We start from the raw sequence: 14,193 nt of genomic DNA, 5'->3' as shown, positions 1-14,193 counted from the left end.
CTGTCGCTGCGGTGAGTTTATACAACTCGTTGTTATAGCGAATGAGCTGGTTATACTCGGTGAGTGTCAACGGGCCGGTGGTGTAATCACCGACAATCTGATAGCCCGAACTGTGGATGAAGGTATTGAACCGACTTTCCTGGCTGATGAGCTGCGTGACAAATGCCGACTCCATTCCGAAAAACGAGCGACGCGTTTTGCCCAGACGATCGGTCCAGATTAAGGCGGTCAGGCTGTTAAGTGCAAAGTCGAGGTTCTCGGCGTTATCAAATAAATCCTTTACAGCCGCCGAACCCAACGGGTTGCCGGTTTTATATGTGCTCATAGTCGCCCTATAACAAAAAACCCGCCGAAGCGGGTTGTTGAGAGATGTTTCAGTTTTATGCAACGTCGCCGGGATAGCTGGCGTTGTCGTAGTCGTAGAATGACGCGCGGTACTCTTTGGCGGTAACCTGACACGTCCCGTCAGATTGCGGAGCTATTTCCGACACTATTGCGTTGTAACCCACGCGGGAAGAATCGCAAAACACCAGCCTGACCGGTTCAATGGATGCCGTGGAAAAATCTATCTCGTCGAACTTACTGAGATAAGGCACTGACAGCTGATAGTCTCCCACCTTAGTCGCGACAATCAACGCTGAGGCCGAACCATCCTGATAGCGGATTAATGCTCTGGGATTCGGATACGTCCAGTTCAGGGGCTCGGATACCGTCATCGTCGTTACGCCATTGACAGTTGATAAGGATTCAACGAGGCAACTGATTGTCGTCGCTGAATCCGGTATGTCATCTGTCAGAACAATGCGATCGCCGACGTTATAGCACAGCGCGTCCAGCTCTGTTGTCGTCTGATAAGTCTCCCGTTGCTGCAGGTACTTCATCAGGCGACGCATACCAATCTGATACGCGCGGTCCCGGTTAAGTACACCATCAAGCTGGTAATCCTCAATTTTAACCGGTGTAGGATTATCGCTGGTCCTGCATTGTACGGTTTCCTCCGCCCATGTGGTCCCGTTGATATAGGTCACATCAACGCCATCATAATCGTCATCGGACGGCGCGGTGAAACCGGTCTGCAGCTCCTCAGTCATCTCATGTGGTGTGATTATTCCTGTCCAGGGCTTGACACCCTCCCGCCCGACGGACGCCAGTCCGTCACTCAGCAGGAAATAGGATTTCCCGGCATTCGTTATCTTCTGCAGCATTTCCAGCGCCGAAATACTGTCTCCGGTTGCAAAGTCGAAATACTCACCATCAGGTGTCCAGTATGTCGATTCCAGCACGCTAATGGCTTCCGTATCCATCTGAAGACCGAGAGAATTCCCCACATGCATTAATGCGCCCGAAATTGACCTCGCGGCGGCTGAGTCATATACACGCGTGGCCACAACGTTAACCCGGCGATCCGACTGTGCAGCAAGTTTCCCGCCGGTCTCCACAGTCACGCCCATAAGAGTCACTCCGGGGTAGGATGAAGGGCGTGTCAGCAGACGCCCGCGAAGAGCCTGCCAGTACATGTTGTCGCGCGCGTTATTACTCCCCTGCTCATTCCGGCGACGGCAACGCACCTCGACAAGACCCGGTGAGTCCAGCACAATCCGCTCTGTGAACCCGAGGCCGTTTACGTTCTTTAACGCATACTCACCTGTTTTACTGATCCAGCCTGCACCTGAACCATAAACCCGATACTGGATTTCCCACTCAACATGCCGGATGCGCTTCTTGCCCTTGTTATCGAAGCCGCAGATACCGCTGGGGAATGAAAAATTCACCTCAAACATATCCACAGTTTCATTATCAGGGCTCGCCAGGAAGGGGCCCATCCATGTGTCACTGTCATTCAGCCCGGTGGCTTCATAGTCGATCATCGTCCGCGCTGAAAAACCCGGCCAGGAGGCATCAACAGCACCATTAACCAGACGCGCAACGGTAGCCGTTGTGCCATCAGTTGAAATTATCTGGTACTCATTCCCCCTATGAGAGAGAGAAAGACGCTGGGTACCTTCCGGCATCCCCGAAAAAGGCGTACCCGTCGCGCTGTTATACGCTAATGTGACGTTTGCGGTGATAGCTGCACTTCCGCCGGTTGATTCACTGCCTGCGGTATAAACAGGCGCTTCGCCAAAGACCGCTACCGGGAGCGAGGATGAAGTAATTTCTCCGCCCGCAAACGGGCTTGCCTCTTCAGCGATCAGTACCGTTCCGCCATTATCCTGCGCCACCAGGCCGGACCCGGTCAGCCCCTCAGTAATTGCAGCCAGAAGGCCGGACATGTTGACATAATCGGCGACCAGAGAGACGGTATAGGTTGTTCCGTGCCAGGTCACCGTAAAGGTTGTGCTGCCCAGAGAGTAATCGTAAGTCGTCGGCGCTGCGCTGGCCTGAATTTTAGCTGCACTCCCCCCCTCACCCGGTACGGCATCCTGCCCCGGCGTGTATGCTGCGATGAAGAGGTCGTAATCAACACTGTTAAAACTCAACGTCACTGGCATTCCTACTGCCGGCGCGATTTCAGTCAGGAGCTTGCTTGCAAATATGCTGCAACCTGACGAGGTGGAGATAAGGAAGTTGGTGGGGGCTTTAATCTCCACAATAGTGCCTTCCACCCAGCTTTCAGGCAGCGCGTTATCGTCCTCATCTTCATCATCGTCGTCATCTGTATCAAGTCCGGTAAACGTTACGCTCGCACCGGATACCGTCATGCTGTCCGCGATAATATCGTCTGAATCTGGTGAGGTCTGCGCCATATCAAGCCCGGTGCCGGAGGATGTTCCCCCAACCTCAGTCGAGTTGAACCAGTTTTCGCTTCGCTCATCGCCGGAAACATCGGCTCCGGGTGGATAGTTTGTATGACTGAAGCCCGGCAAAGACGTTTTTGGTGTATCCCCGACTCTGATATCACCCTCAGAATAATCAAAATAACCCGCCCCCAGACAGACAAGCATGTGAACATGCATGATAGTCGGGTCCGCGGGATCATAGCGGCTGACAGGCTGGACAACATAATCCGGATAAATGCGGCGGCGGCCAAAAACTTCACGGATGGGATCGCCCAGTTTTGCACTGTTCGCTTTCGCGGGGTTGAGGTCCAGACTACGCCCAGTTGATGAAGAGTAGCCACCGGCATCAATATTCCCCATCATGAACAGAGAGTAAGCCGCAGCTGCGACAGAAACACCTACAGCAATCCACGCGATGGTGGCGGCCTCCAGTCCGAAGGGCACCGGATAAAGCCGGACATCACATTCAGGATGGATCACGCAACTACCCCAATCGCCTGGTGGAATAGATTTACCGTCTACCTCAATGTTTACCGGCGGAACATCCCGATCCTCGTAACCTTTAATATTCGCCGCCAGCCAGTCGCGAATACAGGTAACGCCATGCTCATGCGTTTCCAGCGGTTCACCGGGCAGCCGCGACGGGTAAAAACGAATGGTCATTGCCAGAACTCCACTTTGACAAATCGCCGCTTAAATCGCGGCAAAGGCAGAAAGGTGACGTTTGTTCCCGGATTGCATTCCGCCACGTGTAGCAGGCCACCGATACTGACCACGATCCCCACATGGGTGACCGTCGATCCGGTATAACAGGCCACCCCTGCGCCTTCGCATGGTTCACAGCGCTCCAGGATAAGCATCATTCGACGCGCTTCCCGATCGAGGCCGCCGTCGTCTTTGGTTACCCCGGCAAAATCAGGCCAGAGAGGAAGACCCAGGTCTGCTCGGATTTCATTCACAATGCCGAAGCAATCGAGCTGCGGATACACTCTTCCGCCTTTCAGCCATTTGACTGAAAGATATTTATCAGGATTAAACATTGAAATTCCTTAGCTGATGTAACGCAGACCGGGGAATGATGGGAGCGTATAGCGATATCGCGGCCAGGCTGTATCGAGAACATTCATGTAACCGGCGGTAATCTGCACCTCGGTAGCTGTCCAGTATCCGGACTTAATCGCCAGGGTATAGGGCACAGCAGCCGGTGCCGTTAAATCCGTTGAGATAAAACTACGATACGTCAGCGATGCCGGGTTACGGTCATTGATAGCGTTACGAATAGCAGTCGAAACAACCCCATCAATATTGCAAAGGGCAAACTTCAAATCCTGTGTGCCATCAGCGTTACGGGCTGGTAATGCAATATCCATCGCACAGGCAATAAACGTTACGGTATCGCCATTCTCGGTGGTGGCTGTAATGTCTTCATAGCCTTTGCACAGGTAATGAACCGCATCACCGATATTAATCTGCAGCGTTTCAATGATGACCTCCGGCCCGCTGCTGGCATAGAGGCGATTGAGTATTGTCATGCTTCAGGCCACTCCCTGTTAACTGCCAGATCAAGAATGTCGCTGTTCACTATAAAATCAGGGAACTCTGCCCAGCCGGGAGGAAGAATTGGCCTTTCCCAAAGCTCAAGTGTCGCAGTATACCGCCAGTATTTCCCCCCTTCGGGAGTAGGTCCCTCGTAGAAATCATCAGTAAATCGACAAACATAATCCTGCTGACCCAGGGGCGTTAATAACGGCATATTGAACCAGTTCGCCCCATCCATAGTGATATCCCTTATAGCCATATGCGCGGGCGGTAGTCTGCGTGATACCCCAGCGCGTTGGGCCGCCTTTATCATTCGGGTTATTTACGTAACCCCCTTCTTTACCGAGGATGCCCTCGATAATCTGATCTGCTGTCATGGCGCCTTGACTCCGGTAATGCGCTCCCAGAAATAGGTCAAAGCAACAGAACCCATTGCCCCGCTAATTCCGGAAGTGGCCAGTATCATGTAAATGCTCAGTCCGCTTTCAATGCTCACCAGGCCAGCAATAACGCCGGTAAACCCTGAAACCACCATTTGGGCAAGAGCATTGATCAAGCTCCATGTTGCCTTGCTCTGCTTCACATCTATCAGGTAGCGGACAAGTCCACCCCAGCAAGCAATGATCAGCAGAACCAGCCAGGACATCCCGGCAATGCTCTCTTTGTCTTGCATACGTTTAGCCATAGTTACCGCCTCCGATGAAAAATCGGGAAGCTGTGTGTTTGAAAAGGGTCAGGCCCGTCAGGCTGGATTTAACAACGAAGCGTGTCGATGATGATTCCTGCGGGACCTGATAATAAAAAAGCCATGCAAATGCATGGCCTTGTGATTTGAATCCGTTATTTACAAAATGTATTCGAGACAGTATCTTTCGACTTCCGGACAAAAAAACATATACCGGGACAAAATCTAAATGTAACTGCCTTGCCTGCATGAAACCATGCGGGCTTTTTTTTTGCCCAAAGAAAAAGCCCACCGAAGTGGGCCTTACAGCTATCATCATTTTTTATTAGGTGTGGTGCCGGGTGCCTCCCGGTAAGTCGCCGCCAGTCCACAGACGACTCGCAATGCGCAAAAAAACATATCAGACTGGCAATGCCCCTCCGCATAGGGGGATTCACCACACCAAAAATTTAACATCTGATGAAACTCGTTTCAATGCTCTACGACGATGTGACAGGGGTACTGATGCAATGCATCTCGCGAATACCCCTGTCGTATCGCCGGAAAGCAAAAACCCCGCACTGCGGGGTTTTCGTTATATTCAAATTGTCGCTTTTTGTCGCTGCCGAGTGGCGCAGCTCTGCCAAGCATGAACGTATTATCTAATTTTTAGACCTGAAATCAACTACCAATAACAAAATAAGCACTAATTGCTAAAAACTTATTCAGATTCAGCTTTCAGGCTTTGCCTTGCAGACAGGAAAGTTTTCGCCTGAAATACCTGTAAGCACCAGTTAACCCGATCCTTTGCCATCTTGAACGTAAGCCATGGAGCTGCTCGTTCCAGCTCGCGGGCAATATCCGCGACTTTTTTACGAGTGGTGTAAAAGCTCACCCCTACGATATAAACCGGATCCGTTGTGTCGAATGCCTTTAACACACATTCCTCAACGAAATCCGCATCATCATCTCTTATAGCGGTATCTATTATGCTGGTAGTGGGTTTCGGCCATAAAATTGCGTGTGCTCTATTTAACGCATGCTGACCGCGATAACCCTCCTCCCTCGCCTGCTTAATTGCCGCAGTAAAGCGCTCAAGAGATTTATCAGACCAGCGATCTCCTCTAACAACTCGCCAGCATTCATGGCTTCTTGGCAATCGTGGCGCGGCTTCACCGCGCATGGTATCGCCCCATACGGTAAGCAATGATTTAATCCAGCCTGACTGGATGCCGGTCAAGAGTTTTGCTCGCCCCAGATAGCGCTTATGCGTAGCCAGGGCAACCTCATTAAGGGCCTTATTATGTCTACGGCGTTGCATTGGAGTCATACTGTCTCTCCCCGGATCTGACAGGTGCGTATAAAGTTTTTGAGGATGCGGTAGTCAACTAATACAGTGCCGCGATGACGGCAAAGGCGAAGCTTTTTCCAGCGGTAGCGGATGCGTTCAACTAAGAGCTGATTCATGCCACCTCCCGCTGACCGTAAATACACATTTCAGGAAGATTTGCCCGCACAAGCGCTTCTGCAAACGGCGGTGGGACGGCGTTGCCGCACCTAGCGACTTGTTTGTCTTTGGCGTATTTCACGCCGCGGTAATCCTGGTCAATGATGTACCACTCCGGAAAGCCCTGTGCCAGGTAGAGCTCGTGCGGCTGCAGCATGCGCATCCGGTCGCATTTCTGCCGCGAGTAACGGACCCCACGTTTTAAACTCTTCGACGTTTTCCAGCATCATGACTCGCGGGCCAACATCCAGCGCCCAACGAATGACGATCCATGCCAGCCCTCGAATAGCTTTCTCTACTGGTTTAGCACCTTTCGCTTTAGAAAAGTGACGACAGTCAGGCGAGAACCATGCCAGGCCGACAGGCTTGCTACTGGTAGCGGCTAATGGGGATACATCAAACACACTTTCGCAATAGTGAAGCGTGTCGGGATGGTTAGTGCGATGCATGGCAACGGCGTTTTCATCGTGGTTAATAGCGATATCAACACTGCGCCCTATTGCCAGTTCAATACCAGTCGATGCGCCACCGCCGCCAGCAAAATTATCAACAATTAATTCACGCATGACTAACCCCCTGCATGCTTTCCACTAATCCACCAGCAACAGCGATAATTTCGCTTGTTTGCATACGCTCCAGACACAGCTGGTTAATGTGGGCCTTCAGCTTGTTCTGCTGGAAGAACTCCAGATCCTCAGCACCTTCAACATGTCGAAATATCAGCTCTACCTCCAGTGGCCAGATACTTGATTCCGTCTCTGGTAGTTCAGTAGATGCGGTCGGTTGCTCAGCTTTCGCTGGTTGCGCCATTGCTTGCCCTGGACATTTGCCAATAGCAAATTGCGCTAGCGCCATAAATGCCTGGCCTTTAGCTTCCAGTTCGGTGCGGTTGATGTAGCTGAATTTTTCGCCTCGCCAAGTCTTATCAAATACAGCTATGGCACCAGCAAAAAACGCGCTGGTCGGCCTTTGTTTGTCGTTGGCGGGTTTAAACCAGACGGGCAGATCGAAACCAATTCGCCCACGGATAAAGCAGACATGATCCGCATCTTCTGGCCACCAGGTTTCGCTCGTTGCGGATTTCACCAGGAAAACATAGCGCCCGCCCTTTTCTCGTTGCGATGCTGCGTAGTTCATGATGTGAGTCATGCCGGTGATAGCTTGCTTTTCGTGGTATTGAGAACGGCTGTAAGGGGGATTGCCAAATGCAACACCACCGATTGAGGAAAGCATTTCCGACCAGTCCTGTGTCAGCGCGTTATCTTCTGCGGTGTACCAGACAGGACATTTTGCATTGCTGTCATCAGCGAACAGGTCCAGCATCAACGGGCCGAACATCGCGTTGATACCCCAGAAAAGCGGATCCGGCGTTCGCCACTGGTCGCCAACCTCTTTTAAGTAATGGGATGGTGCGTTGCGTAGGGCTGTGAGAGATTCGCAGTAAGGATTAGTCATGCGACCTCCAGCGCTTTTTTCAGTGCGCGTAAGTCGGCGTAAGCCTGCAGGCGGATGGTTTCCAGCTCTTCGATGGTCCAGCGGTGAATCCGGTTGTCGTTATCAAGCCCCTGAACTGCGGCTTCACCGATTTTTTCCACCAGCCCGACCCGGTAGGCTTTGATATTCCCGGACTTGCCGACGTTGCAGTCATCACACTGCAGGTTGATATTGATGCGGGTAAACCGCAGGTGGGAGGCTTTAGCAACGGTTCTGTAGTGGCCGGCATGCCATACTTTGGCTTGGTGGGTTCCGCAGGAAATGCACCCCTCCCCATTAGCAAGGGCCATTTCACGGCAAAGGGTATTAACCACGCGCTCGGTGACTTCCAGCCAGTGGCTGAGATGTTTTTCAGCCGTCGTTGGTTGAGGGCGGATATGGTGAACGGGTTTATTTTTTAACCTGTTTTGTGCCTTAACCTTTTGTTTCTCGCGCTGATGCGCAAGGTACTGGCTCTTATGCTCTTCGCAGCACCAGTAAACATTAGAATAGATAAGGTTAAACCAGGCACCGCAGCCGGGTGCTCTGCATCTGCGACGAGGGTCTCTCATATCGCACCGCCAGGGTGCGAAAGACAAACGGAAACACCAGCATAGGTGATAGCCGGTGTCAGGAGGTACAGCTTTTGAGAGTGGTTCTTCTGCGCCATCGGTTTTTCTCCGTGGCACAGCGACTGGCAAGAAGGGTTGTTCAGACCCGTAATTAATATAGCTAATTTTAGTCCTGACTTACAGGGGGAAGACCGGCTTTTTTACGGGCCTCATCAAGGGATTTTAGCGAGGTGACAAACTCATCTTTGCGCAGCGGGAAGCCCCTCTCCACAACCCCATTTTTCACATAAACAAGGACAGGCCCGGTATGCTCTTTGAATCCTGGAAATAAATCATCCGGTATTTCCATAAATACCTCATTGGAAACACTCCACCAGCAACGAACACGGCCAATGAGTTAATACGCTAAAAAATAACCGCGCTAAGATGGCGTATAAAGTTAACAATGGCGGCATAACTGCCACTCTCTTACAGCTCAATAAAACCAGTCATCGGCACTTTCCCACGTTTCCTGCAGGATTTGCTCTATGCGCTTTTTATCGCCATCAACGCCGCCCAGAACGGTCAGCCCGTCAGTGCTTGAGCGTCTTATATTTAGTTTGCAGCCTTCATAGTTTTGATGAAGACGGCGCAGCAATTCAACTTCAAGGGCGGGAATGGCCCCTTCTGGCAGTTTTTAGTCTTGTCGATGGTTACTTCGATTCTCATAGTATCACCCACCTAAGAACTGTATAAATACACAGTACACCTAACTTACTGAATGAGCAATATCTTAAGAGCACAAAACGTTAATTTTTATCAGTCATGGGAAAACAAAACCCACCGTAGCGGGTTGAATCTATGGGGTTTTTTAGTCATGTTCTCTAAAGAGAGACAGAGTCTTAGGTCACAGTAAACAAAAATCGCCCAACTCATGAGTGGTAAAACAAGTCATATTGACGAGACCTTATATGATTACGTAATGGCCAAATTTAATCGAGCAGTGACATCAAAACTGTTCGATTAAAGTAGTCGGGCAAGCGTGCGACACTCTTCGAATGTTATCCTTAGACAAGCTCAAGGTAAAAAATGTCTAACATAAACAATTAAATTAAATCCGATTTGATTAAAAAAATCGTTATAACTAACTTAAACCTCACTACCTTTAAGAAAATCATTATGAAAAAGCATGAACTCGTAATCACCGCCTTTATTTTTAACCAGTTCAATTTCAAAATCTGGCCATGGGTACTTATAGCGCAAAAACAAACACTTTGACTCAATATCGATTAGTTTTTTAAGGCCAAAAGAAAAACATCCAACAATATTATCATCCTTAAACTCTCTGGCTATAACCAATGTACTTAAATTCTTATTCTTAGAGCACAAGTTTAGATATGCGCGGTTGAAAACCACCTCATTTCCTCGTGAATCATTTGCCATGATAAATCCTCAGTCATCCCTAAGTAAAAGACTTAAAAATCAAGTAACAGAAGGCTCCGGTACTTGATGGTTCCATTTTACAGGAGACAATAGCAGCTTTAATGGAGTAAAGATTCAACTATTTTCAAATTGAGAAGTTTCCAAATCATTTAAACTAAAGCACATATTAATAAGCGCACCACATGAATTTAATTCAACAATTTCAGATACAGTTGCAATCTCAGCTTTTTAATACATCATGCGGCTGCGTCCCTTTTCTGACATAACTCAGGAAAATTGCCCATCACCAGTACCTCAACGAACGGTGGCGGCACAAAGTTGCCGAAGCGTGCTAACAGAAAGAAAAAAACCGCAACAGCGGGTTTATACAACGACCACCAGCAGCAGACCTTCCAGCTCAATGACACGCTTGCAGGTGTCTTCCAGTAAAGAGTCCATCATTTCACCTCCTGTGGAGCGACTGCGAGCATTGCGGTGCGGCGTTCCTGTAACTCACACAATGCTCTTACTATCTGGCTGCATTCAATAACCTCAGCCTCTGAAGCGGATTCAGCCATAACCTCGAAGTGTGATTTCATCGCCAGGTATAGTGATTCTAACTCTTCATGCGTTAAGCGTTCATCAATACTTCTCCACTTAATGCCTGCATCTGTCATGGCTTTCTCGTAAATAATCGCAGTTTGGGCGGCAGTATAATGCTTCCAGATAGTAGGGGTTACGACCATGCGTGCTGCCGGTTCGCGCTCCAGCTCAGCGATGCGCTTTTCAGCCGCATCCAAGTTATTCCCCAACTTCTGCGCCATGTGGAACCAGTTTGCTCGCTGCTCTTCCTTAAGCTCCAGCGCCTCTACCACAGCGAGAACATTATCGGCTTTTACGTACAGGCTTTCGCCAAACTCATTTGCTGATGCTGCTCGACGCTTCAGGCTCTGCGCCAGTTCGGTGATATCAGTCATGCTGCATGCTCCTCGTCTTTCCGGCGACGGATATACGCACGGATGGCTTGCCGTAGCTCCTCGCGCTGCGCATCAGTGAGCGGAGCCGTTGGCTGCATCCAATCAGGGACGGTAGGTTTTTGAATTTTGCTCATTTGGCCCCCTCGCGCAGCTGCTGGGCGAAAACTTCAGCCTCTTCTGCACTTTCTAAACAGAATTTAATACTGCTCATCACCACATCACCGCCGCGTTTTTTTAAACGCTCCGCTACGCCTCGCTGCTCTGCCGCGAACTTCTCTACCCCGCGCGCCTCGGCTTCGGCTACGATGCGATCGGTGGCGGGGGTTGCGATTCGATTAATAATCGCGATCATTCCGGCACGCAGCACTTCATCCTCAGATGCACCGTAACCCGCAGCCACTTCTGACGCCTCATAGCCGTAATCACTCTGTGATAGCCAGTTATCTGGATTTTTCAGCGCCACATTCTCCGCAGCCAGCTGCTGGTAAGCTTTCGCCAGCGCCATAACCTTTGTCTCTTTGATCGACAGCTCGCCCGCACTCTCCAGCGAATTCGACAGCTCGCCCGCACTCTCCAGCGAATGAATGAGCTCGTTTACTGTTGAGATGTTCATGCCGCCGCCTTGCTGCGATCCGCAGCGATTTTTTTCTGTTCGTCGATAATTTCCAGCATTTCAGCCAGTGCCAGGCCATCCAGAGAGATAACACCCTCGTCACTGATTTGTGCCAGCGCCAGCAGTTCCACCGCGCGGCGGGCTTTCTTCACGCTGATTTCCGGCGACACAAACGATTTAGTGACCTTTTTTACACCAGCAGCAGCGGCCTTGGCTTTATCCTGCTCCAGCACTTCGCCAGCTTTTTCACCGTGCTCTTTGATTCGGTCTACCGCTACGGATGCCGATACCTCACCAGATTTCACGCTCTTCTGAATCGCGTGATCTGCCGTACTGAGCGTCAGCAGCTTCTCAACCGTCGGGATCGACTTGTGCACCAGCTTTGCGATTTCCGCTGTTGTCAGGTTGAATGCGGCCAGGTCTTTCACTACAGCGGCCTGTTCAACCGCGGTCAGAGGCAACTGGTTGTTGCTTGTCATGATGCGAGCGATGCGCTCAACATCATTGCCGGTGAAGGAAATAATCTGGATGCGCTCAACTGGCTTTCCTGCCTCACGGCAGCGTAGATATGCGCGGTGGCGACGATGCCCCTCTACAATCCAGACACCACCCTCATCACGAACAACGACTTCCAGCGGCGGAACGGTGCCACCATTCATCAGGTAATTAAATAATTCGTCATCAGCCTGGCGGGTACGCTCGTCGTCCTCGCGGCGATTGAAATTCGGTTTGACATGCAGTTCATCAATCCTGATGAACATGCCACTATCGGTGCGTTTGATGACGTCGCCGTCTCGCATTTGTCTGAATGAATTAGCCATTTTTAACCTCTTTTTTATTCACCGCTTCCGCCCATTTTTGTTCCAGAGCATGTCTGGCTTTGTTCTTTCCACCAGCCCAGTAACTGTGCTGGACCCGGTAATGGTCATACGGGCATTTCAGGGCGCCAGAGCAAGAGCCAAACGTATAATCTTTCCAGTGAAATTCTGGAACAGCGCCGCAATCCGGGCATTTTTGTAATTTCATTGAGCGACCCCGCGATATTCCTTCAGTAGGTTTTCAAACATCATGCGGATACGGTTCGCGCAGCCAAACGGCATGTCATTAAAGCGCCACAAGGCTGCGCCGTTGCGTAGGCCGTTCTGGGTAACCTTGCCTGCTCCATGCAACTGGCGAAGCTGACCATTCACCGAGGACATACCGCGCCCCAGCGCAGCGGCGATTTCCCTAGTGGTCAAATCAGGATTGGCCTTGATAAATTCGATCATCGTGATTTCACCGCTGTATTGTGTTTTCTTGGATTTGGTTGTTTTCATTAAAAAAACTCCTTAGCCCCTGAAACCCTTCGGAATATCTGCCTGAACTTTGCCGCTAAATCCGAGGTTTCCGCCGGTTGCGAGATTTACCGGGCACAACTTCAGCACCAACTCAGGCCATTTACGATGTAGCGTCGGCATGTCCTGAACCTTTCCGCACCACCACTGGTCGCGCTGAATACGCTCAATCATGGTGCGGATTTGGTCGTGGCTGCAGCCGTGCTCCTGGCGCAGTTGACGAACTGCCTGTGCCCAGCGAACAAAATTTGGTTCCTTCGGCTTTGCCAGGCAGCCGTCAAATTCTGCGGCGCGTTCGTACATCTCGATGATGGTCGACCAGAACCACATCGCGAGATCGAAGTCGTTATCGGTAGCCAGGTTACTGTCTTCGGTAGCGTCAGGAATGTTTGCTTCCGGGATGACCGGTTCACGTCCTGACTCTGCAAAGTTATCCACAGGAAGAATCTCTCCCGCGTGGTTTTTATGATCTGTATGTAGTGATCTGTTTTTAAGATCTGTATAGAGATAGGATTCGGCTTGAGAGCCGTTTCCAGGATTCGGCTCTTGGGCCGTTTCCATTCGGCTCTTGGGACGAATGCATTCGGCTTGAGAGCCGTTTCCATCACTTTCAATCACTTGCTTCGATTCGGCTCTTAAGCCGTTTCCATTCGGCTCTTGGGCCGTATCCATATTTTTCAATGGGTTATTTGAATTTCCCCCTTGCGGGAATATTTTGGCGATTAGCGCCTCCTGATCGACCCGATAATGCTTCTTCGGAGTCCCGCTTACCTGCCGTAACTCTTCCTCAATAACCCCCGCCAGGTACTGCTCTGTAATCTTGAACATTGCTTTTCTGACCACGTCGCCATCTTTGGCGCGAATCTCTTTGGCAAGCGCTGCGTGCTCTTTGTAAAACCAGCCATTTTCCAGACTCGACTTGCCAGACCAGAACACCAGCTGATTGAGAATGGCCGCCAGCAAATACTGTTGCCTGTCTCCTGCAAAGAAATCCAGATACGGTCCGGGGATCGTTATGCAGTTCCCCTGCCCCGACATGGCCTGAACAATTTCAAACACCTGATTGTTCATTCCGAAACCTCATTGTGTAGCCGTAAAAACTCTCTCAACCCCACCCAGCCAACAGCCCCGCAGGCTTTGCTGTAGGAAACATCTTTCTCTGTCGCTGTGAGTACCGTCACCATGTGGCCTTTGTGTCTGTGCTGGAAGCGAGAACCGGCCTTAGGAATGCCAGTGCCTGCACAATCTCCTTCAGACGGCTCATACGCCGGATACGCTCGTTTCAGGCGAGCAATCAATTCAGCAGCAGACTGGTTACGCATGGTTGAACCTC

Annotated in this window: 18 protein-coding genes and 5 pseudogenes; all 23 read right to left on the bottom strand. The window is 50.6% G+C overall.

Features of this window, described 5'->3' with window-relative positions; all coding sequences use genetic code 11:
• Positions 1–325: pseudogene (locus tag SIK97_RS29275) on the bottom strand (hypothetical protein); the annotation flags it as partial.
• 55 nt (positions 326–380) lie between these two features.
• The gene (locus SIK97_RS29270) at positions 381–3,443 is read right to left on the bottom strand and encodes a host specificity factor TipJ family phage tail protein (protein WP_319610997.1); all 3,063 of its coding nucleotides are present in this window, start codon (positions 3,441–3,443) and stop codon (positions 381–383) included.
• Complete coding sequence (locus tag SIK97_RS29265; protein WP_057173022.1) at positions 3,440–3,820, bottom strand: hypothetical protein; 381 nt, start codon at positions 3,818–3,820, stop codon at positions 3,440–3,442. The genes SIK97_RS29270 and SIK97_RS29265 overlap by 4 nt, the downstream gene beginning before the upstream one ends.
• A gap of 9 nt (positions 3,821–3,829) precedes the next feature.
• A complete protein-coding gene (locus tag SIK97_RS29260; RefSeq protein ID WP_049592239.1) occupies positions 3,830–4,312 on the bottom strand; it encodes a DUF1833 family protein in 483 nt (160 codons plus the stop codon).
• Positions 4,309–4,569, bottom strand: a pseudogene (locus SIK97_RS29255) (hypothetical protein); the annotation flags it as partial. The gene SIK97_RS29260 and the pseudogene SIK97_RS29255, both read right to left, overlap by 4 nt.
• Positions 4,565–4,696, bottom strand: a pseudogene (locus tag SIK97_RS29250) (glycosyl hydrolase 108 family protein); the annotation flags it as partial. The pseudogenes SIK97_RS29255 and SIK97_RS29250, both read right to left, overlap by 5 nt.
• Positions 4,693–4,992: a phage holin family protein gene (locus SIK97_RS29245; protein ID WP_031280382.1), complete on the bottom strand. Its 300-nt coding sequence runs from the start codon at positions 4,990–4,992 to the stop codon at positions 4,693–4,695. The gene SIK97_RS29245 and the pseudogene SIK97_RS29250, both read right to left, overlap by 4 nt.
• Positions 4,993–5,704: 712 nt before the next feature.
• The gene (locus SIK97_RS29240) at positions 5,705–6,313 is read right to left on the bottom strand and encodes a hypothetical protein (RefSeq protein WP_025108063.1); all 609 of its coding nucleotides are present in this window, start codon (positions 6,311–6,313) and stop codon (positions 5,705–5,707) included.
• Complete coding sequence (locus tag SIK97_RS29235; protein ID WP_089046440.1) at positions 6,310–6,450, bottom strand: YlcG family protein; 141 nt, start codon at positions 6,448–6,450, stop codon at positions 6,310–6,312. Before SIK97_RS29235 ends, SIK97_RS29240 begins: the two co-directional genes overlap by 4 nt.
• The gene (locus SIK97_RS29230; protein WP_065366247.1) at positions 6,447–6,647 is read right to left on the bottom strand and encodes a DNA cytosine methyltransferase; all 201 of its coding nucleotides are present in this window, start codon (positions 6,645–6,647) and stop codon (positions 6,447–6,449) included. Before SIK97_RS29230 ends, SIK97_RS29235 begins: the two co-directional genes overlap by 4 nt.
• A 4-nt stretch (positions 6,648–6,651) precedes the next feature.
• A pseudogene (locus SIK97_RS29225) lies at positions 6,652–7,056 on the bottom strand (DNA cytosine methyltransferase); the annotation flags it as partial.
• Positions 7,049–7,945 carry a phage N-6-adenine-methyltransferase gene (locus SIK97_RS29220; RefSeq protein WP_014837902.1) on the bottom strand — a complete coding sequence of 299 codons (897 nt, stop codon included), beginning with the start codon at positions 7,943–7,945 and terminating at the stop codon, positions 7,049–7,051. The pseudogene SIK97_RS29225 and the gene SIK97_RS29220, both read right to left, overlap by 8 nt.
• Positions 7,942–8,535 carry a recombination protein NinG gene (locus SIK97_RS29215; RefSeq protein WP_057173023.1) on the bottom strand — a complete coding sequence of 198 codons (594 nt, stop codon included), beginning with the start codon at positions 8,533–8,535 and terminating at the stop codon, positions 7,942–7,944. Before SIK97_RS29215 ends, SIK97_RS29220 begins: the two co-directional genes overlap by 4 nt.
• A gap of 166 nt (positions 8,536–8,701) precedes the next feature.
• A complete protein-coding gene (locus tag SIK97_RS29210) occupies positions 8,702–8,884 on the bottom strand; it encodes a hypothetical protein (RefSeq protein WP_014837900.1) in 183 nt (60 codons plus the stop codon).
• 126 nt (positions 8,885–9,010) lie between these two features.
• A pseudogene (locus SIK97_RS29205) lies at positions 9,011–9,243 on the bottom strand (DinI family protein).
• Positions 9,244–9,663: 420 nt separating this feature from the next.
• Entirely contained in the window at positions 9,664–9,957 is a 294-nt protein-coding gene (locus SIK97_RS29200) for a hypothetical protein (protein ID WP_004111726.1), read from the bottom strand.
• Between the two features lie 437 nt (positions 9,958–10,394).
• Positions 10,395–10,913 (bottom strand): hypothetical protein, encoded by a 519-nt coding sequence (locus SIK97_RS29195; protein WP_224226557.1) that lies wholly within the window; start codon positions 10,911–10,913, stop codon positions 10,395–10,397.
• Between the two features lie 130 nt (positions 10,914–11,043).
• On the bottom strand, positions 11,044–11,526 hold the full coding sequence (locus tag SIK97_RS29190) for a hypothetical protein (protein WP_057173024.1): 483 nt from the start codon (positions 11,524–11,526) through the stop codon (positions 11,044–11,046).
• On the bottom strand, positions 11,523–12,347 hold the full coding sequence (locus SIK97_RS29185) for a ParB/RepB/Spo0J family partition protein (RefSeq protein ID WP_025108068.1): 825 nt from the start codon (positions 12,345–12,347) through the stop codon (positions 11,523–11,525). The genes SIK97_RS29190 and SIK97_RS29185 overlap by 4 nt, the downstream gene beginning before the upstream one ends.
• Positions 12,340–12,552: a hypothetical protein gene (locus SIK97_RS29180; RefSeq protein WP_004849236.1), complete on the bottom strand. Its 213-nt coding sequence runs from the start codon at positions 12,550–12,552 to the stop codon at positions 12,340–12,342. The genes SIK97_RS29185 and SIK97_RS29180 overlap by 8 nt, the downstream gene beginning before the upstream one ends.
• The gene (locus SIK97_RS29175; protein WP_025108069.1) at positions 12,549–12,842 is read right to left on the bottom strand and encodes a FaeA/PapI family transcriptional regulator; all 294 of its coding nucleotides are present in this window, start codon (positions 12,840–12,842) and stop codon (positions 12,549–12,551) included. The genes SIK97_RS29180 and SIK97_RS29175 overlap by 4 nt, the downstream gene beginning before the upstream one ends.
• A 12-nt stretch (positions 12,843–12,854) precedes the next feature.
• Positions 12,855–13,931: a hypothetical protein gene (locus tag SIK97_RS29170; protein ID WP_009653780.1), complete on the bottom strand. Its 1,077-nt coding sequence runs from the start codon at positions 13,929–13,931 to the stop codon at positions 12,855–12,857.
• Positions 13,928–14,182 (bottom strand): hypothetical protein, encoded by a 255-nt coding sequence (locus SIK97_RS29165; protein WP_071886321.1) that lies wholly within the window; start codon positions 14,180–14,182, stop codon positions 13,928–13,930. Before SIK97_RS29165 ends, SIK97_RS29170 begins: the two co-directional genes overlap by 4 nt.
• Positions 14,183–14,193: the final 11 nt, after the last annotated feature.

Source organism: Klebsiella sp. JN_Kp126, assembly GCF_033843325.1.
GTDB lineage: Bacteria > Pseudomonadota > Gammaproteobacteria > Enterobacterales > Enterobacteriaceae > Klebsiella > Klebsiella michiganensis.
This window is presented reverse-complemented; position numbering and strand designations above follow the sequence as displayed.

Coding starts and splice junctions, on each gene's coding strand:
- SIK97_RS29270 (WP_319610997.1), bottom strand. CDS start 3,443: ATGACCATTCGTTTTTACCCGTCGCGGCTGCCCGGTGAACCGCTGGAA.
- SIK97_RS29265 (WP_057173022.1), bottom strand. CDS start 3,820: ATGTTTAATCCTGATAAATATCTTTCAGTCAAATGGCTGAAAGGCGGA.
- SIK97_RS29260 (WP_049592239.1), bottom strand. CDS start 4,312: ATGACAATACTCAATCGCCTCTATGCCAGCAGCGGGCCGGAGGTCATC.
- SIK97_RS29245 (WP_031280382.1), bottom strand. CDS start 4,992: ATGCAAGACAAAGAGAGCATTGCCGGGATGTCCTGGCTGGTTCTGCTG.
- SIK97_RS29240 (WP_025108063.1), bottom strand. CDS start 6,313: ATGACTCCAATGCAACGCCGTAGACATAATAAGGCCCTTAATGAGGTT.
- SIK97_RS29235 (WP_089046440.1), bottom strand. CDS start 6,450: ATGAATCAGCTCTTAGTTGAACGCATCCGCTACCGCTGGAAAAAGCTT.
- SIK97_RS29230 (WP_065366247.1), bottom strand. CDS start 6,647: ATGCTGCAGCCGCACGAGCTCTACCTGGCACAGGGCTTTCCGGAGTGG.
- SIK97_RS29220 (WP_014837902.1), bottom strand. CDS start 7,945: ATGACTAATCCTTACTGCGAATCTCTCACAGCCCTACGCAACGCACCA.
- SIK97_RS29215 (WP_057173023.1), bottom strand. CDS start 8,535: ATGAGAGACCCTCGTCGCAGATGCAGAGCACCCGGCTGCGGTGCCTGG.
- SIK97_RS29210 (WP_014837900.1), bottom strand. CDS start 8,884: ATGGAAATACCGGATGATTTATTTCCAGGATTCAAAGAGCATACCGGG.
- SIK97_RS29200 (WP_004111726.1), bottom strand. CDS start 9,957: ATGGCAAATGATTCACGAGGAAATGAGGTGGTTTTCAACCGCGCATAT.
- SIK97_RS29195 (WP_224226557.1), bottom strand. CDS start 10,913: ATGACTGATATCACCGAACTGGCGCAGAGCCTGAAGCGTCGAGCAGCA.
- SIK97_RS29190 (WP_057173024.1), bottom strand. CDS start 11,526: ATGAACATCTCAACAGTAAACGAGCTCATTCATTCGCTGGAGAGTGCG.
- SIK97_RS29185 (WP_025108068.1), bottom strand. CDS start 12,347: ATGGCTAATTCATTCAGACAAATGCGAGACGGCGACGTCATCAAACGC.
- SIK97_RS29180 (WP_004849236.1), bottom strand. CDS start 12,552: ATGAAATTACAAAAATGCCCGGATTGCGGCGCTGTTCCAGAATTTCAC.
- SIK97_RS29175 (WP_025108069.1), bottom strand. CDS start 12,842: ATGAAAACAACCAAATCCAAGAAAACACAATACAGCGGTGAAATCACG.
- SIK97_RS29170 (WP_009653780.1), bottom strand. CDS start 13,931: ATGAACAATCAGGTGTTTGAAATTGTTCAGGCCATGTCGGGGCAGGGG.
- SIK97_RS29165 (WP_071886321.1), bottom strand. CDS start 14,182: ATGCGTAACCAGTCTGCTGCTGAATTGATTGCTCGCCTGAAACGAGCG.